19 protein-coding genes are annotated in these 18635 nt (G+C 67.2%); 13 read left to right on the top strand and 6 right to left on the bottom strand.

From position 1 onward, the window contains the following. Nucleotides 1-59 precede the first annotated feature (59 nt). The 4 genes from P8192_RS11325 (at nt 60) to P8192_RS11310 (ending at nt 1596) form a co-directional block, all read left to right on the top strand. Nucleotides 60-278 (top strand): helix-turn-helix domain-containing protein, encoded by a 219-nt coding sequence (locus P8192_RS11325; protein ID WP_278157153.1) that lies wholly within the window; start codon nt 60-62, stop codon nt 276-278. Between the two features lie 167 nt (nt 279-445). Further along, the gene (locus tag P8192_RS11320) at nt 446-544 is read left to right on the top strand and encodes a 30S ribosomal protein bS22 (protein ID WP_009882927.1); all 99 of its coding nucleotides are present in this window, start codon (nt 446-448) and stop codon (nt 542-544) included. 99 nt (nt 545-643) lie between these two features. After that, nucleotides 644-922 (top strand): glutaredoxin family protein, encoded by a 279-nt coding sequence (locus tag P8192_RS11315; protein WP_278157152.1) that lies wholly within the window; start codon nt 644-646, stop codon nt 920-922. Continuing rightward, nucleotides 919-1596: a redox-sensing transcriptional repressor Rex gene (locus P8192_RS11310; protein ID WP_278157151.1), complete on the top strand. Its 678-nt coding sequence runs from the start codon at nt 919-921 to the stop codon at nt 1594-1596. The genes P8192_RS11315 and P8192_RS11310 overlap by 4 nt, the downstream gene beginning before the upstream one ends. Here the strand turns inward: P8192_RS11310 and P8192_RS11305 are convergent. Then, nucleotides 1568-2383, bottom strand: a complete 816-nt coding sequence (locus P8192_RS11305; protein WP_278157150.1) for a hypothetical protein — start codon at nt 2381-2383, stop codon at nt 1568-1570. The genes P8192_RS11310 and P8192_RS11305 overlap by 29 nt on opposite strands. A gap of 118 nt (nt 2384-2501) precedes the next feature. On the opposite strand from P8192_RS11305, the gene P8192_RS11300 reads away from it, so the two are divergent. The 5 genes from P8192_RS11300 to ccsB all read left to right on the top strand — a co-directional run bounded on the left by P8192_RS11300 (nt 2502) and on the right by ccsB (nt 7501). Beyond that, on the top strand, nt 2502-3170 hold the full coding sequence (locus P8192_RS11300) for a histidine phosphatase family protein (RefSeq protein WP_278157149.1): 669 nt from the start codon (nt 2502-2504) through the stop codon (nt 3168-3170). A gap of 166 nt (nt 3171-3336) precedes the next feature. Next, nucleotides 3337-3954: a TlpA family protein disulfide reductase gene (locus P8192_RS11295; RefSeq protein ID WP_431521112.1), complete on the top strand. Its 618-nt coding sequence runs from the start codon at nt 3337-3339 to the stop codon at nt 3952-3954. Then, nucleotides 3951-4706, top strand: a complete 756-nt coding sequence (locus tag P8192_RS11290; RefSeq protein ID WP_278157148.1) for a cytochrome c biogenesis CcdA family protein — start codon at nt 3951-3953, stop codon at nt 4704-4706. Before P8192_RS11295 ends, P8192_RS11290 begins: the two co-directional genes overlap by 4 nt. Beyond that, nucleotides 4703-6325 (top strand): cytochrome c biogenesis protein ResB, encoded by a 1623-nt coding sequence (gene resB, locus P8192_RS11285; RefSeq protein ID WP_278157147.1) that lies wholly within the window; start codon nt 4703-4705, stop codon nt 6323-6325. The genes P8192_RS11290 and resB overlap by 4 nt, the downstream gene beginning before the upstream one ends. Nucleotides 6326-6370: 45 nt before the next feature. Next, a complete protein-coding gene (ccsB, locus tag P8192_RS11280) occupies nt 6371-7501 on the top strand; it encodes a c-type cytochrome biogenesis protein CcsB (protein ID WP_278157146.1) in 1131 nt (376 codons plus the stop codon). A 366-nt stretch (nt 7502-7867) separates the two neighbouring features. Here ccsB and P8192_RS11275 read toward each other — a convergent pair whose 3' ends face one another. Then, nucleotides 7868-8293 carry a PLD nuclease N-terminal domain-containing protein gene (locus P8192_RS11275; RefSeq protein ID WP_270107375.1) on the bottom strand — a complete coding sequence of 142 codons (426 nt, stop codon included), beginning with the start codon at nt 8291-8293 and terminating at the stop codon, nt 7868-7870. Between the two features lie 104 nt (nt 8294-8397). Here P8192_RS11275 and P8192_RS11270 point away from each other — a divergent pair, with 104 nt between their 5' ends. Then, on the top strand, nt 8398-8736 hold the full coding sequence (locus P8192_RS11270) for a DUF4229 domain-containing protein (protein WP_278157145.1): 339 nt from the start codon (nt 8398-8400) through the stop codon (nt 8734-8736). On the opposite strand, the gene P8192_RS11265 is transcribed toward P8192_RS11270, so the two are convergent. Genes P8192_RS11265 through P8192_RS11255 form a run of 3 tightly spaced genes read right to left on the bottom strand, consistent with a single transcriptional unit; the run spans nt 8710 to nt 11801 of the window. Continuing rightward, entirely contained in the window at nt 8710-9582 is an 873-nt protein-coding gene (locus tag P8192_RS11265; protein ID WP_278157144.1) for a 1,4-dihydroxy-2-naphthoate polyprenyltransferase, read from the bottom strand. The two genes, P8192_RS11270 and P8192_RS11265, sit on opposite strands and share 27 nt — an antisense overlap. Further along, the gene (locus P8192_RS11260) at nt 9583-10839 is read right to left on the bottom strand and encodes an AMP-binding protein (RefSeq protein ID WP_278157143.1); all 1257 of its coding nucleotides are present in this window, start codon (nt 10837-10839) and stop codon (nt 9583-9585) included. After that, a complete protein-coding gene (locus tag P8192_RS11255; RefSeq protein ID WP_278157142.1) occupies nt 10839-11801 on the bottom strand; it encodes a 1,4-dihydroxy-2-naphthoyl-CoA synthase in 963 nt (320 codons plus the stop codon). Before P8192_RS11255 ends, P8192_RS11260 begins: the two co-directional genes overlap by 1 nt. 111 nt (nt 11802-11912) lie before the next feature. Here P8192_RS11255 and P8192_RS11250 point away from each other — a divergent pair, with 111 nt between their 5' ends. The 3 genes from P8192_RS11250 to P8192_RS11240 are packed head-to-tail and all read left to right on the top strand — an operon-like array spanning nt 11913 to nt 16371. After that, nucleotides 11913-12485 carry a PadR family transcriptional regulator gene (locus P8192_RS11250; RefSeq protein ID WP_278157141.1) on the top strand — a complete coding sequence of 191 codons (573 nt, stop codon included), beginning with the start codon at nt 11913-11915 and terminating at the stop codon, nt 12483-12485. Continuing rightward, nucleotides 12482-13210, top strand: a complete 729-nt coding sequence (locus P8192_RS11245) for an ABC transporter ATP-binding protein (protein ID WP_278157140.1) — start codon at nt 12482-12484, stop codon at nt 13208-13210. The genes P8192_RS11250 and P8192_RS11245 overlap by 4 nt, the downstream gene beginning before the upstream one ends. Continuing rightward, nucleotides 13207-16371: an FtsX-like permease family protein gene (locus tag P8192_RS11240; protein WP_278157139.1), complete on the top strand. Its 3165-nt coding sequence runs from the start codon at nt 13207-13209 to the stop codon at nt 16369-16371. The genes P8192_RS11245 and P8192_RS11240 overlap by 4 nt, the downstream gene beginning before the upstream one ends. 3 nt (nt 16372-16374) lie before the next feature. Here P8192_RS11240 and P8192_RS11235 read toward each other — a convergent pair whose 3' ends face one another. Continuing rightward, nucleotides 16375-18609: a S9 family peptidase gene (locus P8192_RS11235; RefSeq protein ID WP_278157138.1), complete on the bottom strand. Its 2235-nt coding sequence runs from the start codon at nt 18607-18609 to the stop codon at nt 16375-16377. Between the last annotated feature and the right edge of the window lie 26 nt (nt 18610-18635).

Raw genomic sequence — 18635 nt, 5'->3', positions numbered from 1 at the left:
CGATACGTTGAGGGAAACCTGGAACAGCTGATCCGACACGACACAAGAAGGAGTCGAGCGTGGCCCCTGCTGGCAACTTCGCCGAAGCTAAATTCATGACGGTCAACGAGGTCGCGGAGATGATGCGCGTTTCTCGCATGACCGTATACCGGATGATCCATGCCGGTGAGCTTCCCGCCGTGCGTTTCGGTCGTTCCTACCGTGTCCCCGAGAATGCCGTTCAGGAGATTCTCTCCGCCGGGTACACCGAGGGTACCGGGACCGACGGCCGCGCCTAAAGGCGTGAGTCCTGAAGTCGCTCGACCCCGTACCAGTCGCGTCTCGGTTCGCTCTTCCGGCCATGGAGCGGTAGGATGTACCGGAACGTTCAGACATTAGACAGGTTGTGCTGTGCTCGCATCCGCGTGATGTTCACACACAACGACGACAATCCGAAGGATTATCGATGGGTTCAGTCATCAAGAAGCGCCGCAAGCGCATGTCCAAGAAGAAGCACCGCAAGCAGCTGCGCAAGACTCGTCACCAGCGCCGCAACAAGAAGTAAGCTTCTTCTTCACGCTCCAGACTCTTCGAGCCGCCCGGTCAAAGATCGGGCGGCTCGTCGCATTGACCCCCACCCTCAGGCACGGCAAAGGACCCTACATTGAGTGATTCCAGCCCCGACATCATGTTGCTCACCCGGCCTGAGTGTCATTTGTGCGCCGCCGCCCGAACCACCGTGGCCCGGGTCTGTGCCGAGCACGGGGTGGCCTGGCGCGAGGTCAGCACCACGGAGGAACCAGCACTGGGGGAGCGACACTCTGAGGAGATCCCGGTGCTGTTTATCGATGGCGTTCAGCGCGATTTCTGGTCAATCGACGCCGACCGCTTGGCCCGGCTCATCACCGCCGCCCGCACAGCGCGGCAGGACCCCACCCCGTGATCAGCCGCCAGCGCGATGTCCCCGGGGCGACGAGTGCCGGCCCGCTCTCGCGCCGCGCCCTGGACCGGCTCCCCGTCTACCTACGCAGACTCAACGCCCTGGCGGCGGCCGGAACCGAGTATGTCTCTTCCACCGAGCTGGCCGCAGCGGCCGGTGCCAGCCGGGACCTGGTGCGCAAAGACCTCTCCGCTCTCGGTCAACTGGGACGACCCGGCAAGGGGTATCCGGTGGGGGTACTGGAAGCGGCGATCGAGCAGATTCTGGGCATCTCCACCCACCAGCCGGTTATCCTGGTCGGTGCCGGGCACCTGGGCACCGCCCTGGTGCAATACGGTGGCTTCGCCGCCCGCGGTCTCGACGTCGTCAGCGTGCTCGACGCCGACCCGCAACGGGTGGGACAGCCCTGCGGGCAGCTGACCATCGAGGATGCGTCCCGCGCCGGTGAGGTCATCGAGCGCACCGGCGCCCGTCTGGCGATCCTCACCGTGCCCGGCGAAGCTGCTCAGCTGGCTGCAGACGACTTGGTGCATCACGGCATCCGCGGCATCCTCAATTTCGCCCCCGTGGAGCTTGAAGTTCCCGAGGAGGTTTCCGTTCGCGTCGTCGACGTCTCAGCTGAGCTGCAGTTGTTAGCTTTCCACCACATCAGCGGGGAGGCTGGTTCCGCGCGTTGAACTTCTCCCAGGCCTTGTAGCGGAAGTATTCGTTCGCGGTGGCCGTGAAGGTCATGCCGATGCCGATGGCGCCCAGCAGAACGTAGACCGCCGAGATGCTGAACAGGCTCGGCAATGACAGCACTGCCAGTACAGTGCCGATGATCCGGGCGGCGTTGGAACCGTTGGCCACACCGCGGGCGATCACCCAGTAGACCAAGCCCAAGATGACGGCCATGATGACCATCACGAATCGCATGGGGGCGAGCATCGCATCGAGGCTCACGGTGGGGTCGATCTCGGCGAACATCTCCTGCAGCTGATCCCACTGATCCTGGGGCACGCCGAACCGAGGGAGGAAGGCGGTCACGATATTGACCACCGCATAGAGCACACCGGCCACCAGAATCAGCCGCGACGCCAACCGAACCCGGGGTGGCTGCGGCATGGTGTGCTGCGGCTGCTGCGGGTACGGGTACTGCTGCTGGGCGTACTGCTGCGGGTACCCGGGGTACTGCTGGCCCGGGGGCTGCGGCGGCGCACTGTACTCGGACCCGTGGCCAGACCCGTATTCGGCACCGGACTGCGCGCCGGACTGATCATGCGGGGTGAACCGGCCGTATTGACGCGGCAGGGTGTTCGGCGTGGTCGGAGGCTCGGGGGGCTGCTCGCCTTCCGGGAGGCGCACCCCGTAGCGCGGCTGACCCTCGGCGTCTTCCCAACGACCGCCCTCGGCACGACCCTGTTGCGGATCTGCGGGGCCCTCGGCGCTGTCGTGGTCGTCGGGACGATCGGAATGCTGAGACACGATGCTGTACTCCTTGTGCCTTGTGGCGGACCGGGATGTTGCTTCCATTGTCCCCGGTAGAACCGGACATAACCTGGACGTCGCGCGCGTCGCGTCATCTTCTGGAAGACTGGCAGGTATGACGACTGCCACCGTTCACCTTGTTCGCCACGGAGAAGCCCACAATCCCGACCGCGTCCTCTACGGGCGCCTGTCCGGATTCCACCTCTCGGAGCTGGGGTACCAGATGGCCGAAGAGCTCGCGGACTGGTTCGTTCAGCGCGCCGAACAGACCGGCTCCGCCCCGAGCATCCTCGTCGCCTCACCGCTCCTGCGCGCCCAGGAGACCATCGCCCCGCTGGCACAGCGGCTCCAGCTGCCGGTGCGGACCGACGATCGGGTCATTGAAGCAGCCAATGGTTTTGAAGGAATGTCCAACATCAAGCGCCAGCTGCGCCGCCCACAGAACTGGGGACTGCTGCTCAACCCCTTCCGCCCCTCCTGGGGCGAGCCCTACGCAGAGCAAGCAGCACGTGTGGCCGCTGCGGTGCATGATCTGCGCGATGAGCTGATCCGCAACCACGGCGACGGCGCGGAAGCCGTCATCGTGGCCCATCAGCTGCCGATCTGGGTCACCCGGCTCTCCGCGGAGGGCAAGAAGCTCTGGCACGACCCGCGCGACCGCGAATGCAGCCTGACTTCGGTCACGTCCCTGCACTGTGACGCCGGAGCCACCCGCCCGCGCGTGGAATATCAAGAACCCAACCGGCACCTGCTCGCCGACGCGATCGCCCTGCCCGGCGCCTGAGCCTCGGTTAGCAGAGATCAGCCACGTCATATTGCACTCAGCCGCGGTGGAGTCAGTTCACAGGATTCAGTCAGGTGAGGGGGGCGGCGATAGACTCGAGGACGGCCCGGCGGCCCGTGCGGCACGTCGTTGGTCGTCCCGATCCATCCCGATGAATGGGGCCTTCATGAACATGTCCTCCCCGTCCGGTCGTCCGTCGCGTCGCCAGGTGCTGGCCGGTCTGACCGGTGTGCTCGCCCTGCCGGTGCTGGCCGCCTGCTCTTCGGAGGACCCGCTGGCCGACCAAGCCGGCAACGCCGACGGCAAGAACTACATTGCCGGTGACGGCTCGGTGCTCGAACTGGCCGTCGAGGACCGCCCGGAGCCCACGGACTTCACCGCGCCTCTGTTCTCGGGCGAAGAGATCACCGCCTCCGACTGGCGTGGCACGCCGGTGGTCTTGAACTTTTGGTACGCCGCCTGCGCCCCCTGCCGGGTGGAGGCCCCCGACTTGCAAGCCCTGAACGAGGAATTCGCCGATGAGGTGCAGTTCTACGGCGTCAACGTCCGCGACACCATCGGTACGGCGGAAGCCTTCGAGCGTAACTTCGGCATCACCTATCCCTCCTTTGAAGACCGCAACGGCAAGGTGCTGCTGGCCATGACCGATTACGTGCCCCCGCAGGCGGTGCCGACCACCATCGTGTTGGATCGCGCCGGTCGGGTCTCGGCCCGCGTGCTGGGTATTGCCGAGCACTCCACCCTGCGCTCGCTCATCCAGACCGTGGTCGCGGAGTCGGCGTGACCGATAACGTCTTCGCAGAGATCGCCCTCGACGGGTCTCTGCTGCTGGCCATCCCGGTCGCGGTGCTCGCCGGACTCGTCTCCTTCCTTTCGCCTTGCGTGCTCCCGTTGGTCCCCGGATACCTGGGCTACGTCACCGGGCTGAGCGGGGCGAACATAGCCGAGCAGAAGCGCGGCCGTATGGTCGCCGGCATGAGCCTGTTCGTGCTCGGCTTCACCGTGGTTTTCGTGCTCATCGGCCTGGTCTTCTCCCGGGTGGTCGTCTGGCTCCAAATCGAAGGCGCCTGGGTGTACCAGGTGCTCGGACTTGTCGTCATCCTGCTCGGCGTCGTCTTCATGGGCGGATTCTCCTGGTTCCAGCGCGACTCACGCCTGCACGTCCAACCCCGCGCCGGACTGTGGGGCGCACCCGTGCTGGGCATGATCTTCGGGCTCGGCTGGGCGCCCTGCATCGGGCCCACCATGTCCGCGGTGCTGTTGCTGTCCACCGCCGGATCCCCCAGCCCGTGGCGCGGCGCGGTGCTGGCGTTCGTCTACTGTCTGGGACTAGGCCTGCCCTTCATCCTGATCGCCATGGGCTTCAACAAGTCGATGGCCGCCCTGGGCTTTTTCCGCCGCCATCGGGTCGCCGTGATGCGCTTCGGCGGTGGGCTGTTGATCCTGCTCGGACTGCTGATGGTCTCCGGCCTGTGGAACACCTGGGTGCTACAGCTCCAGACCTGGTTCGCGAATGAAGTAAGGTTGCCGATTTGACCCCGCAGAAGCAGAAAAACGACGTCGAACTGCCCGCGCTCGGCTTCACCGGCACCCTGCGCTGGCTCTGGACCCAGCTGACCAGCATGCGCACCGCGCTGCTGCTGTTGTTGCTGCTCGCCGTGGCTGCCGTGCCCGGGTCGATCTTCCCGCAGCGTCGTGCCGGCGAAGCTGTGGTGGACCAGTGGATCGAAGACAACCCCACCGTGGGCCCGATCCTGGACGCGCTGCAGTTTTTCGACGTATACAACTCCGTCTGGTTCTCAGCGATCTACCTGCTGCTGTTCATTTCGCTGGTCGGGTGTGTCTTCCCCCGCGGAGTCAAGCACTACCAGCAAATGCGCGCCGAACCGCCGCGCACCCCGCGCCGTCTAAGCCGCTTGCCTGAATACGGCAAGCTCGTGCTCGAAGACTCGGGTCCCGACCCCCATACTGCGGTGGACGAAGCCGCCACCATCCTGCGCAAGCGCGGCTACCGGGTCGCCGTGCGCGATGAGGACCAGCCCGCCAAGGGCCACACCGCCGCTTCGGTGGGCGCCGAGCGCGGCTACCTGCGCGAGATCGGCAACATCGTCTTCCATTTCTCGCTCATCGGCGTGCTCATCTTCATGGCCTACGGGTCGCTGATGAAGTACAACGGTCAGAAGATCATCGTCGAGGGCGAGGGGTTCACCAACAACCTGGTCGCCTACGACTCGTTCACCCCCGGCAGCGCCTTCACCGAGGAACGCCTCACCCCGTTCTCGCTCCAGTTGGATGAGTTCCACGTCGAATACGATCGCGAATCGGAATCCCATTACGGCCAGCCCCTTGACTACGGGGCCACGATCCAGGTCCAGGAACCGGGCGAGGACCCCTACGAGACCGAGCTGCGGGTGAATGATCCACTGACCGTCGACGGCGTGCGCGTCTTCCTGGTCGGCAACGGCTACGCGCCGCACATCACCGTGCGCGACGGCAACGGCGACATCGCCCTGGACGGCACCATGATCGCCCAGGTCCAGGACGCACTGAACACTTCGCTGGCCGTCATCAAAGCACCCGACGCCCGGCCCGATCAGCTCGGCTTTGTGGGCTTTTTCCTGCCCACCGCGGTCGAAGATGAGGACGGCGTGGCCTACTCGGCCGACCCAGACGCCCTCAACCCGGAACTGGGTCTGAACTCCTACTTCGGGGACCTCGGGCTCGACGACGGCACCCCTCACAATGTGTACGTCCTCGACACCGAGGGACTCACCGAACTGAACTCGCGCAACAACGAGAACGGCGGCATCACCTTGGGCCTAGGAGAGACTTACGAGCTGCCCGACGGCAAAGGCTCCATCACCTTCGACGGGCTCTCTCGTTACGTCGGTCTAGACCTCCACTACGATCCGGGCAAGTGGGGCGTGGGCTTCTTCGCGACCCTCTCGCTGTTCGCCCTGACCCTCTCCCTGTTCGTGCGCCGCCGCCGCGTGTGGGTGCGCGCCACCGACGTCGACGGTAACACCGTGGTCGAATACGGTTTGCTCGCCCGCGGCGAATCTTTCGGGCTGCGCGACGAGAACATCCGCTTGCGTCAGCGTTTCGACGCGGCCTGGCCCGTCATCCCACCCCAAGACCCCACCCCAGCAGAGTAAGCTCGGACGCACACCATCCGCGCCAGTCCATCACCGGAAGTGACGATGCAGAATACCCAGCCCATCAACGAAGCCCTCGCCAGCTACAGCGAGCTGTTCATGCTCATCGCTGCCCTGGTCTACACGGTCACGTTCTTCGTCTTCTCGTGGGACATGGCCCGCTCCTCGGCCTCGATCCGGCGCATGGAGGCCGAGCTCGAATCCGAGCACGCGGCACAGGTCGAACAAGCCTCGGCGCGGGTCTCCGAAAAGTCCCTGGTCACCGCGGGCGGCGGCACGGAGATCGACGTGGCCACGGGGGAGGCGAATGCTGACGCGCAGGTCCAGAACGAGCGAGCCGCCCGTGCGGCGGCCCGCCGCGAGCAGGAGCTGGACTCCACCCTCGTCGATGAGGACATGGAGTACACCGGCACCGTGAAGCGCCCGGCCGCAAATGTCGCCGTGGCGCTGATGATTATCGGCGTGCTGCTGCACGCTTTCGCGGTGGTCGCCCGTGGTATCGCCTCCTCACGGGTGCCGTGGGCGAACCTCTATGAGTTCATGACCAGTGGTGCGCTGGTCATCGCCGTGGTGTACCTGGTGTTCCTGATCCGCAAGGACCTGCGCTTCGTGGGCACCTTCGTCTCCGGCGTGGTGCTGCTGATGATGATCGCAGCCACCATCGGTTTCCCCACACCGGTGGGTAATGTGCAGCCGGCGCTGCAGTCCTGGTGGATCGTTACGCACGTTTCCGTTGCGGTGGCCGCCACCGGCCTGTTTTCGCTGACCTTCGCCATGAGCCTGCTGCAACTGTTCAAACAGCGTCAGGAAGCCGCGCAGAAAGCGGGTGTGCCCACCAAGTTCGCGTTCCTGCGGCTGGTACCGCCGTCGTTCGCCCTGGAGAACTGGTCGTACCGCATCAACGCCGTGTCATTCGTGATGTGGACCTTCACCGTGATCGCCGGCGCCATCTGGGCCGAGCAGGCCTGGGGTCGCTACTGGAACTGGGACGCCAAGGAAGTATGGTCGTTCGTCATCTGGGTGGTTTATGCCGGCTACCTGCACGCCCGCGCGACCCGTGGCTGGACCGGCACCCGCGCCGCCTGGCTGAACATGGTCGGCTTCGGCTGCCTGGTGTTCAACTACACCATCGTGAACATATACTTCCCATCACTGCACTCCTACGCTGGACTCTGATCGAGCAGTTGCTCCAGGAACGTGGCGCAGTTGGGCTGTTGGGTCCTCTTCGCCAGAGGATCGCGTGTTGCCGCCACATCGTGGCGTGACGCGAGATGGTGGCGCTACACATCACCGACGATGCTGGCGGATGCCTCGGCGGGTCTGTTTGCGATCGGGAGAGTGATTTCTGGTTCGTCATCAAGGAGATCGCCGAGACTGTAGAAGGCCGTGGCCGAGTCATGCGACACCACACCAGAGTCGATGGGGTCAGCCAGCCGATCCTCAGCGAGGGCGGAGCGATCCAGCGATAGCTATGCGGCGCCTAGGGGTGTGCGCTCATCGTGGGCCGCGGAACGACATAGATGCCCTGGCCGAGGCATACGATCAGGACGAGGCGGGGCCTTCGCCGATGTCGTCGCGGCCGTTGTTGTTGGGGCCGTCGTTCTGCTGGCCGCGGCGCAGTTCTTCTTCCCGCTTGCGGAGTTCCTGCTCGCGGCGGTTCAGTTCCTCGTCGCGGGCTTTCTGCCGACGCTGGGCATCGAGGCGGCGCAGAAAATCGGCGTCGTCGTCGGGTGAGGTCGGGCGCGGAGGAGTACCCCCGGACTGGCCCATGGTGTTGATGCCGCCGCGGGCGTTGCCGAAGACCAGCCACAGCACGCCGCCGATCAGCGGGATGAAGATGATCGCGATCATCCACATCGGCTTTGAAATGGCGCGAATCCGGTGCCGCGGCGTCTGGGCGCACTCGATGATCGAGTATATCATCACACCGAGGGAGACGATCGCCAGCGGGATCAACAGTCGCATCATGGCATCCATTCTAGGAGGTTGAGCTGAGTGTTGCCGCCCTCACGACGCGCTATCCGCTCACAGCGGAGGCGACCGGTGTCCCCGGGCGGTAGACTGGGTGCACCATGCAGATCCTCAAATACGGGGCCGTGCGCCTCGCCATCTTCTTCGCCGTGTTTGCCCTGTGCGTCGTGTTGCGCACCGGTTGGCTCTGGGCCGCCGTCGTCGCCACTATTGTGTCCTTCGCGGTGAGCTACCTGGTGCTGAACCCGATGCGGCTGCGCGCCAACCGCGAACTGCAGAACGCCTGGGAGGGCCGTCGCGGGGCTGCGGGGAAGACCGAGAGCGAAGACGCCGACGTCGAGGACTCCTACACGCACGGCCGGTTCATGGACCCCGCCGAGATGCACGAATTCACCCAGGACGCCTCGGATAGCTCAAAGCAGCGTCGCGACGGCGAATAGCAGCGCGTACATCAATCCGAGCATCCCGGTGGCCTTGAGCACCGGGATCAGCTCGTGCCGTTCCTTCGCTCGGATCATCGTCCGGGAGGGGTCGAATCCGGCCGCGAGGGTGGCTACCGCCACCGCCAAGAGCAAGGGATGCTGGCCGATGAAGATCAGCGGCAGCAGGGCGGCGACGCCGATCATCACCGGGTAGGACCAGCGAGCGCCGGTGTCGCCGAGCCTCACGGCCAGCGTGCGCTTGCCGGCCTCGCGGTCGGTGGGTATGTCACGGACGTTGTTGGCCATCAGCAGGGCGGTGGAGATCAGCCCGCAGCCGATGGCGCCGACCCAGGCGAGGCCGGAAATCTCCAGGGCCTGAGTGTAGGTGGTGCCCAGCACGGCGACCAGGCCGAAGAAGATGAACACGAACACCTCGCCCAGGCCCAGGTACCCGTAGGGCTTCTTGCCCCCGGTGTAGTACCAGGCGGCCAGCACGGCGAGTGCTCCGACGGCAATCAGCCACCACGTCTGCGCCCAGACCACCAGGATGAGCCCGAGCACCATGGCCGCGCCGTAGCAAGCAAACGCTGCCGCTTTGACCTGCCCCGGGCGGGCCGCACCGGAGCCGGTGAGGCGCAGCGGGCCGACGCGCACATCATCGGTGCCGCGGACGCCGTCGGAATAGTCGTTCGAGTAGTTCACCCCGATCTGCAGGGCGAGGGACACCAGCAGGGCGAGCACCGCACGGCCGAGGTGGAACCCGTCCAGGTCGGCGGCGGCAGCCGAGCCAACTACCACCGGAGCGATCGCCATCGGCAGGGTGCGCAGGCGTGCGCCCTGAACCCACTGTGAAACGGTTGCCATTCAGCTGTCCTCGTCTGTTCTGTTCTCGAGCTCTCGGCGCAAAGCCTGGCGGTCGGTCTTGCCATTGGCCAAGAGGGGCAAGGATTCACGATACCCCCACTTTTTCGGCACGGCGGCACGGCCCAGCTCGGTGCGCAGGCGTGCGGCTAGGCGTGACTCGAGCTCCGTGGTCGGTCCGGCGTCGGGCGTGGAGGTGGGGTCCGCCAGCACGAGCACGGCGCAGACGAGCTGGCCCCACTGGTCATCTGGGATGCCGGTGACGAAGGCGTCTCGGACCTCGGGGGATTCTTCGAGCACCCGCTGGACGTGAGCCGCCGACACTTTCACCCCGCCGGTGTTGATGACGTCGTCGACGCGCCCGGTGACCTGCAGGCGCTGGCGCAGGGTGCGGATTCCGGCGGCGGGGGAGTCTTCGAGGCTGACGACGCCGGTGTCCTCGGTGAGAAAGCGCCGCCCCTGGGGGCCGGCGCTGAAGTGGGCGGCGGTGCGCTCGGGATCGTCCAGGTACCCGGCGGCGACCATGGGTCCGGCCAGCCGCAGCCGGGTGATGTCTGGGTTGTCGGGCTCGGTGACGAGATCCGCAAAGACACCGTCCAGGGGGACGCCGTCGTAGACGCAGCCCCCGCAGGTCTCGGCCATGCCGTAGGTCAAGTGCAGATTCAGGCCCGCCTCCGCACTGCGCTGGCGGGCGGAATCGGGCAGGCGGGCGCCGCCGACGAGGATGGCGTCCAGATCGGCCAGTGCTGCGACGGTCGGGGAGCCGGGGCCGTCGTCGAGCAGCCGGGTCAGCTGGGTGGGCACCAGGGACACCGCGGTGAACCCGGTGGTCCCGGCGCGGGCGCGGAGTTCGCGGGCGGCGGCGGTGAATTTGTTGGCGGTGAAGGTGCCCGGTGCCAGCACCACGGGATCGGTGCCGGCCAGGATGGAACGCGAGACCACCGCCAGGCCTGCGACGTACTGGGTGCCGAGGGCGAGCAGCCACTGGGTGCCCTGCTCCGGGGCGCCGATCCGGGTGGCGGTGGCGCCGGCGGAGGCACGCAGCCCGGCACCGGTGAGCACCGTCTGCTTCGGGGTGCCGGTGGAGCCGGAGGTACGCACCACAGCGACCGCATCCGGGTGCCCGCACCGTGCGGCGTCACGCGCCTCGGGCCGGAAGAGCACCCCGCCTGTTGAGTGGGCGTCGTCGAGGGTGAACTCCACCGGAGCCCCGGTGCCCTCCAGCGCCGAGCGCAACGCCGCCGTCTGCTCCGTGATCATCAGAAGTAGCGGGGGAACTCGGACCAGTCGGGGTCGCGCTTGCCCAGGAACGCATCCCGGCCCTCGACCGCTTCATCGGTCATATAGGCCAGCCGGGTGGCTTCACCGGCGAACACCTGCTGGCCGGCCATGCCGTCGTCGGCGAGGTTGAACGCGAACTTCAGCATCCGGATCGCTTGTGGCGACTGGCGGTTGATGTCGGCGGCGTATTCCAGGGCCACCTCTTCGAGTCGGTCATGGTCTACCGCTTCGTTCACCGCGCCCATTTGAACCATCTGTTCAGCGGAGTACTCGCGGGCGGCGAAGAAGATCTCGCGGGCCCGCTTCTGCCCGATCTGCCGGGCTAGTAGCGCGGAACCGTAGCCGGCGTCGAAGGAGCCCACGGTGGCATCGGTCTGCTTGAATTTTCCGTGTTCCCGGGAGGCCAGGGTAAGATCGGCGACGACGTGCAGGGAATGCCCGCCGCCGGCCGCCCAGCCGTTGACCACCGCGATGATCGGCTTCGGGGTGGTGCGCATCAGTCGCTGCACCTCCAGAATGTGCAGGCGCCCGGCCCGGGCCGGATCAATCGACTCGGCCGTCTCGCCCTCGGCGTAGCGGTAGCCGTCGCGGCCGCGAATGCGCTGGTCGCCGCCGGAACAGAAACTGTGGCCGCCGTCCTTCGCCGACGGCCCGTTGCCCGTGAGCAGGATACAGCCGACCTCGGAGGTCATTCGGGCGTGGTCCAGCGCCCGGTACAGCTCATCCACGGTGCCTGGGCGGAAAGCGTTGCGGACCTCGGGGCGGTTGAATGCGATGCGCACGGTCGGCAGGTCGCGCACCCAGGCGCCGTCGTCGTCGCGCTCCACTTCGCGGTGGTAGGTGATGTCGGCGAAATCGAAGCCCTGCACCACGCGCCAGCGCTGCGGGTCGAAAATATCGGACACGGACTCGGGGAGGGGATGCTCGGGTTTCACACGCATGAGTCTAGTCAGTGTGAGCGGATCGTGACCGAATCGTGCCTTGACCGACTGGATACTGAGTATGCATACTCGATATACACCTGGCGGTTGGTCTGCGGAAAGGGGCGCATCATGTCGGTCAAACATTCACTGCTGGCGCTGCTGCACCGCGGCCCCGCCTACGGATACCAGCTGCGCGCCGAGTTCGAGGAAGCCACCGGGCGGACCTGGCCTCTGAATATCGGCCAGGTGTACACCACCCTGGAACGGTTGGAGCGCGATGGATTGGTGCGCGACGACGGCGACGACGGGGAAGGCCACCGCATCTTCGCCCTGACGGACGCCGGGAGCGCGGAACTCACCCAGTGGTTCTCCGCCCCGCTGCAGCCGAGCTCGCCGCCGCGCAGTGAGCTAGCGATCAAACTGGCGCTCGCCGTCATCACCCACGAGGTGGACGCAGTGCGCGACGTCATTCAAGAACAGCGGGCCGCCACGGTGGCCTCGCTGCGCACCCTCACCCGCACCAAACAGACCCTGCTGGCCGCCGTTTCGGGGGACGCCGGCTCAGCCGAACCCGCCGCGCTGGCCAGTCTGTTGGTGCAGGAATCCCTCATTTTTTCCGCGGAGGCGGAAGTCAACTGGCTGGACCACTGCGAGGCGTATCTGCTGCGCCGTGCCAGCGTGTCGAAAGGCGGCGCGTCATGACCACTCCCACCCCCGGAACGAGCCCCGGACTACGTCCCCGGCAAGTGCTGCAGCTCCAGGACGTCACCAAAATCTACGGCGCTGGAGCCACTTCGGTGGCAGCCCTGCGCGAGGTGAATCTTACGCTCGACGCCGGAGAGTTTGTCGCGGTGATGGGCCCCTCTGGGTCCGGAAAGTCCTCGCTGCTGGCCCTGGCTGGCGGTCTGGACACCGTGACCTCCGGCGAAATCTACGTGCAGGGCACCCCGCTGTCACGACTGAGCTTGGCCGATCGGGCTGCCCTGCGCAGGCGGTCGGTGGGCTACGTGTTCCAGGAGTACAACCTGATTCCCACGCTGACCGCCGTCGAGAATGTGGCGCTGCCTTTGGAGCTCGACGGCGCACCGCCGGCCACGGCCCGAGCGCAGGCACTGGAGGTGCTCGCCGAGATGGGGCTGGAGGAGTTGGCCGAGCGGTTCCTGGATGAGCTCTCCGGGGGTCAGCAGCAGCGGGTTGCCATCGCGCGCGCCGTCGTCGGGTCGCGCCGGCTGATCCTGGCCGATGAGCCTACCGGGGCGCTCGACACCGTGACCGGCGAGGAGATCCTGGCCCTGCTGCGCCGCCGTGCCGATGCCGGAGCCGCCGTCATGTTGGTCACCCACGAGGCCCGCCACGCCGGCTGGGCCGACCGGGTGATCTACCTGCGCGACGGCGCCGTGGTGTCCCGAAGCGGTGAGCCCCGATGAGCGCCCGAGACGGCTCCGCCCGGTTGATCGCCGCCCGGTTGTCCTGGCGGGAGCTGCGCCGCCACCGTTGGCGTAGCGTACTGATCATCGCCCTGATCGGATTGCCCGTGCTGGCGATGACCCTGCAGTCCATTACCGCCGCCAGCACCGCCTATACCCCACAGCGCCAGACCGACAACCAACTGTACGGCACCGACGGGGCACTGCAGGTGGATTCCGTGGGGGCTGCGGCCTACGTCAGCCCGTCGGGGGCCGACATGATCCGTATCCCGCACCCGGGGATGTTGTACGCGGAGGGCTACTTCGCCGACCGGGACGAGCTCGAGGACCCCTATGTGGGCGGATTCGAGGGCGCCGGGGCGTGGTGGGACGAGGTCAGCGAGAACGCGGATGAGTTCCCTGCACCCGCCGGCCGCGATGCCGACTCCCTGGCCGCAGCGCTCCCGGAGACAGTGACCCTGCACCCGGTGACCGAGGGATATGCCCCGCTGGATCTGGGCAACGGGATGACCATGGAGGTTTCGGTGATCATCGCCGACCTCACCGACCCCGCGCTGGCGGAGCGGTTCATTGCGGTCGACGACGCCGTGCCAACCGGGGACACCGTGACCGTCTCGCGCGGCTACGCCCCGGAGCTGGAACGCCGGGCGGAGCACGCCGCGACCCTGGACCGAGACCCACCGGGCGAGGCGACCCTGGCCGGGCATCCGCTGCACATCGGCGGCACCACGGTGGACCGGCAGGGCTCAGCCGAGGCCGGGCCGCACGTGCTGCTCACCGGAGACCAGAGTTTCTCCACCGTGTTTGTGCACCCCGACTCGGACCTGGCGCAGGCGGTGACCGAGCGACTCTCCACCGGCTACGGCACCACCACCTACTACCTCACCGGGGACGTGCCCACCGACTACGCCAGCTACCTGAACTTCCACGATGCCGGGGTGCAGGTGCTGTTCCGTCCGGTGGCCGAGAACCCGCCTGTCGAGGCGGTGCGGCTCGTGGGAACCGGATATGACGACCCGGGACGCTACGCCTCCATCCTGTTCCTCGGCACCCTCGCGCTAGTGGAGACCGGGCTGCTGGCCGGTGCCGCCTTCGCCGTCGGCGCGCGCTCCCAGCAGCGGGCCACCGCCATGCTCTCCGCGGTCGGGGCCAGCCCGGCCACCGTGCGCGGCACCATGGGCCTGTCCGGGCTGTGGTGCGGGCTCATCGGTGCGGTCGGCGGAGCCGTCGTCGGGATCGCCCTGGCCTACGCGCTCTGGGCGGTCGGCCGGGTTCGGCTGCTGGTCTTCGAACCGCCGAGCATCCCGTGGTGGATCATCCTGGCCACGGTGGTGATCGGGGTGGTGGTCTCCGTGGTGGCCGCCTGGATTCCCGCCCGCACCGTGGCCGCACAGGATGCCTGGGCTGCGATCAAGGGCGGCGCCCGGGAACGGCGCGGACTATCGACGCCGGTGCGGGTCGCCGGAGCCATCCTGGTGGGCACGGCGCTGCTGTTCCTCGTCGTCGCCACCGCCGTCGGGATGAGCATTCCCACGGTCCGGGCGCTGAATCTCTGGGTACCGGCGCTCGGCATGGTGGTGGTGCTGGCCGGGATCATGCTGATCGTCGGGGTCCTGTTGTTGATCCCCACCGTGTTGCACGGGCTGGCCCGCTCGGCCTCCCGGCTGCCGTGGACGCTGCGCATCGCTGCCCGCGACGCCGACCGGAACCGCTCCCGCACCGTGCCTATCACCGTGGCGATGGTGGCCGCCGCCTGTCTGGGCGCGGCCACCCTCAGCCTCACCGGATCCAGCCTGAATGCCTATGAGACGGTGTCGAGCGACGACGCCCAGCGCCGCTCAGGCGCGCACCTGGGCGTGCTGACCCTGACCACCGACCTCGAACGCGAGATGCTTCAGATTGCCGACCAGGAAGCCGGGATCGACACCGAGGCCGAGGGCTATGACGACGGCCTGGTCACCCATACCCCGGCCGAGGCCCGCGCCGCGGTGGAGGCCGCGGCACGCACCGCCGGGCTGCAGCTCAGCGGCACCCGGTTCTACTCCCAGGTGGTGCAGGACTGCCTGAGCTACGGAATGGTGGACTGCGAGGAGATCCACGCGCTGACTCCGACAGATTCCGCCTGCGCCCTGCCGGTTCCAGATGACGCCACCTTGACCGAGCGTTACCTCACCCTGGATCGCGCCATCGGCGAGCGCACGCGCAGCCAGGCCGCCGCCTGCAACTCCTTCGGCTACAGTTCCTTCTCGATGTTCGGCGCGTACTTCGGTCCCAGTCAGATCGCGGTGACCGACCTGGACGATCCGAGTCCCACCGAGCTCTGGGGCGACGACCCGGAAGTCACCGCCGCCTATGAGCGCGGACAGGCCGTGGTGCTGGACCCGATGCTGCTCGCCGACGACGACACGGTGACGCTGGGCCGGTTCGACACGGACCTGCACAAGGTGCCGGGGCTGAGCGTCGACGCCGATGCTGAGGACTATGCGGTGATCGGTGCCAGCGACGACGGCGAGCAGGTGTTGGCGATGTCGCCGATCGCGGATCAGCGCGGGATGCTGTGGGAGCCGAAGGACACCCGGTCCGTGCCGGCGGTGGCGGGCGTGGCCCCGTCCGCCTTCAGCGAGATCGGCGTCGTCGTACCGCAGGACCGCATCGACTGGGCCGAACCACTGCTGAATCCGAGCGGCATGGTGGTGCGCTTCGCGCAGGAGCCCAACGCCGAGCAGTGGGAGCTGTTCACCCTAGCCCTGGAGCAGGATGACCTCTGGGTGAGCTCGGGGGATTCGGGACCGGACTGGGTCCAGTCCTCGCTGTGGATCGTGGCCGGGATCGTGGCGCTGTTGGTGCTCACCGCCGCCGGCATTCTTGCGGGGCTGGCGATGGTCGACTCCCGGCGTGACCATCGCGCCCTGGACAGCACCGGGGCGGCACCCAGCGCGCGCAAGACGATGGCCGCCGCGCAGATGTTCGTCTCCATGGTGGTGAGTCTGGTGCTGGGCACGGTGGCCGGGGTGCTGCCCTTCGCCGCGATGCAGCTCATCACCGATCTCACGGTCGCCTGGATTCCGTGGTGGCAGCTGTTGGCGCTGACCGTGGCGCTGCCCGTGGTGGCGGCCGGGGTCACCTGGCTGGTCACCCCGGCCCGGTTCCGCACCCGGTAGGGGTCAGTGTTCGACGTCGAGCCCCAACCCGGTGAGCAGGAACGCGTACTCCCAGGCGCGCTCCTCCCAGGACCGGTAGCGCCCGGAGGCCCCACCGTGACCGCCGTCCATCTCGGTGCGTAGCACCACCGGGGAGCCGCCGTCGCGCAGGGGCGTGGCCTGGTCCGAGGTGATGGTGCGCCGCAGCTGCTGCACCCACTTCGCCGGCTCCACGTAGAGCACCCGGGTGTCGTGCAACGAGGTCATGGCGGCAATCGCCGGGTAGTTCACAGCCCGCACGTTCTCGTACGGGGTGTACTCGGCCATGTAGCGGTACACCTGCTCGTCGGCAATCGGGTTGCCCCACTCCTCCCATTCCAGGGCAGACAGCGGCAGGTCCGGATCCAGAATCGAGGTGAGCGCGTCCACGAACGGCACCTGGGCCACGCACACCCGGTAGAGCTCCGGGGCCAGGTTCAGCACCGCGCCCATAAGCAGCCCGCCCGCGGAGCCGCCCATGCAGCCGATGCGGTCAGGATCCACCCACCCGGAGGACGCCACGAACCGGGTGGCGTCCACAAAATCGGTGAACGTGTTCTTCTTGTGCAGCTTCTTCCCCTGGTCGTACCAGGCGCGGCCCAGCTCGCCGCCGCCGCGCACATGGGCGACGACATACACCACGCCCCGGTCCAGCAGTGACAGCCGCGATGCCGCAAACCCGGGGTCCATCGATGCCTCGTAGGAACCGTAGCCGTACACCACGCACGGGTTGGAGCCATTCCATTCGACGTCGCGATGCCGGATCACCGTGAGCGGAATGGCCACACGACGGTCGGTGGATTCGGCCGGCGCCCACCACCGCTCCACCAGGTACTGGTTCGGGTCGTAACCCGGAACCTCGGTGGCCCGGCGCAGCAGCGTTTCCCCGGTGGCGAGCGCGTAGTCGAGCACCTGGTCGGGGGTCACCCAGGAGGAGTACGCGAGCCGGATGAACGGGGAGTCAAAGGGCGCTGATGCTAGTTCCGCCGAGTACAGTTCCTCACCGAACCGCGGCTCCGTGGGGCACGGGTGCCCGGCAGATCTCTCGGCGGGCAGCTCGGACAGCGGCAGGATCAGCGTGCGCGGGGTGGTGTCTGCCCGTGCGGCGATCATCAGGTGTGTGCGGTTCGGGTGCACCCCGTCGATCTTGACGGTGGGCGAATGCGGCAGCACGGTGCGCCAAGCGCTCGGGTCGGTGATCTGCTCCGCGGCCACCACCGAGACCATGTTGTTCGGCGCTGGATTCTGCGTTGCGAGGTCCCGGTCGTGGGTCACCAGGTAGTGCGGGGCGCCGTCGAGCCGTACCGGGTCTATGCTGTGCAGCATCTGGTGCTCGCGCGAGACCAGTCGTTCGGGCCGGGCTGTCGGGTCGGTCAGATCCAGAATCCAGGTCTCGGCTACCTCGGAGTTGCCGCTGCCGATCACCAGCTGGTCTCGCTCGGCGGACAGGTCAAATCCCGTCCAGAACCCGGGGTCGTCCTCCTGGTGCAGCAGCTCGGATTCCCCGCCCAGATTCAGCGTCCACAACTGGTACGGACGCCAGGTGTCATCGGGAACCATGTAGAAAATCCGCTCGCCAGTCGGATCGAAGGCCAGCCCGTAGGAGACATTCTCGACGACGTCGCCCAGCTCCTCCCCGGTGTCGAGACGCCGGACCCGCAGCGTGAATCGCTCATCGCCGGTGGTGTCGACGGCGTAGGCCAGCAGGGTGCCGTCTCGACTCACCGCCAACCCGCCCAGGGCGAAGAACGCGGTGCCCTCGGCTTCCCGGTTGGCGTCGAAAATGACTTCCTCGCCGTCTAGGGCCACGCCGCGCTCGATGACCGGGGGCGTCCAGTCGGCTTCGGCGTCGCCGGTGTCGGATGCGGGCACCCGGCAGTGGATCGCGTACTGCTGGCCCTCTTCGGTGCGGGCGAAGTACCACCAGCCGTCGCGGCGGGAAGGCACGGAGAGATCGGTCTCCACGGTGTGCGACTTGATCTCCGCGAAAATGGCCTCGCGTAGCGGCTGTTGATCGGCGGTGAGCGATTCGGTGTAGGCGTTCTCGGCGTGCAGGTGCGCCAGCACGTCGTCGGCGTCCTTATCTCGCAGCCAGTCGAAATCGTCGGTGACGGTGATCCCGTGGTGCGTGCGCTGGACGGGGCGAGTTTCGGCAACGGGCGCGGTGGCGGAGGCCGCGACGGGCGTGGTCGTGTCAGTGCTGGTGGTGTGGTGGGTCATGGGCACCACAGTAGCGCGCCACCGCC

It is taken from the genome of Citricoccus muralis, assembly GCF_029637705.1.
GTDB lineage: Bacteria > Actinomycetota > Actinomycetes > Actinomycetales > Micrococcaceae > CmP2.
The sequence above is the reverse complement of the archived record's forward strand: the minus strand, read 5'-3'. Positions and strand labels throughout refer to the sequence as shown.

What these genes read in the sequence shown, in the direction of transcription:
- P8192_RS11320 (WP_009882927.1), top strand. Translation starts at nt 446, where the DNA reads ATGGGTTCAGTCATCAAGAAGCGCCGCAAGCGCATGTCCAAGAAGAAG.
- P8192_RS11300 (WP_278157149.1), top strand. Translation starts at nt 2,502, where the DNA reads ATGACGACTGCCACCGTTCACCTTGTTCGCCACGGAGAAGCCCACAAT.
- P8192_RS11295 (WP_431521112.1), top strand. Translation starts at nt 3,337, where the DNA reads ATGAACATGTCCTCCCCGTCCGGTCGTCCGTCGCGTCGCCAGGTGCTG.
- ccsB (WP_278157146.1), top strand. Translation starts at nt 6,371, where the DNA reads ATGCAGAATACCCAGCCCATCAACGAAGCCCTCGCCAGCTACAGCGAG.
- P8192_RS11275 (WP_270107375.1), bottom strand. Translation starts at nt 8,293, where the DNA reads ATGATGCGACTGTTGATCCCGCTGGCGATCGTCTCCCTCGGTGTGATG.
- P8192_RS11270 (WP_278157145.1), top strand. Translation starts at nt 8,398, where the DNA reads ATGCAGATCCTCAAATACGGGGCCGTGCGCCTCGCCATCTTCTTCGCC.
- P8192_RS11265 (WP_278157144.1), bottom strand. Translation starts at nt 9,582, where the DNA reads ATGGCAACCGTTTCACAGTGGGTTCAGGGCGCACGCCTGCGCACCCTG.
- P8192_RS11260 (WP_278157143.1), bottom strand. Translation starts at nt 10,839, where the DNA reads ATGATCACGGAGCAGACGGCGGCGTTGCGCTCGGCGCTGGAGGGCACC.
- P8192_RS11255 (WP_278157142.1), bottom strand. Translation starts at nt 11,801, where the DNA reads ATGCGTGTGAAACCCGAGCATCCCCTCCCCGAGTCCGTGTCCGATATT.
- P8192_RS11250 (WP_278157141.1), top strand. Translation starts at nt 11,913, where the DNA reads ATGTCGGTCAAACATTCACTGCTGGCGCTGCTGCACCGCGGCCCCGCC.
- P8192_RS11245 (WP_278157140.1), top strand. Translation starts at nt 12,482, where the DNA reads ATGACCACTCCCACCCCCGGAACGAGCCCCGGACTACGTCCCCGGCAA.
- P8192_RS11240 (WP_278157139.1), top strand. Translation starts at nt 13,207, where the DNA reads ATGAGCGCCCGAGACGGCTCCGCCCGGTTGATCGCCGCCCGGTTGTCC.
- P8192_RS11235 (WP_278157138.1), bottom strand. Translation starts at nt 18,609, where the DNA reads ATGACCCACCACACCACCAGCACTGACACGACCACGCCCGTCGCGGCC.